Genomic DNA, 237 nt, shown 5'->3' on the forward strand with positions numbered 1-237 from the left:
CATGTCCGGCGACTGGGACTACATGCTGCGGGTGGTAGTGGGTGATATCGCAGCGTATGACCGGTTCTACAAGAAGCTGATCACTAGTACTGATGGGTTGTCGAACATTACCTCGAGCTTTGCCATGGAGCAGATGAAATACACCACGGCTTTTCCAGTGAATCGCGGTTGACGCGGGGTTGCAGAGGTGACCCTGTCGCCTGATCAGACTCAGTCGGTCGCCAGTGCCGCTGCAAT

The 237-nt window shown here is 55.3% G+C and carries 1 protein-coding gene; it reads left to right on the top strand.

Annotation, left to right across the window (positions count from 1 at the left end):
- Positions 1-172: Lrp/AsnC ligand binding domain-containing protein (locus RRF55_RS27870; RefSeq protein WP_439419282.1), on the top strand; the 172-nt coding region annotated here is incomplete at its 5' end.
- Between the last annotated feature and the right edge of the window lie 65 nt (positions 173-237).

The sequence above is a fragment of the Klebsiella sp. K47 genome, from assembly GCF_051858335.1.
In the GTDB taxonomy this organism is placed as follows: Bacteria; Pseudomonadota; Gammaproteobacteria; order Enterobacterales; family Enterobacteriaceae; genus Klebsiella; species Klebsiella pneumoniae.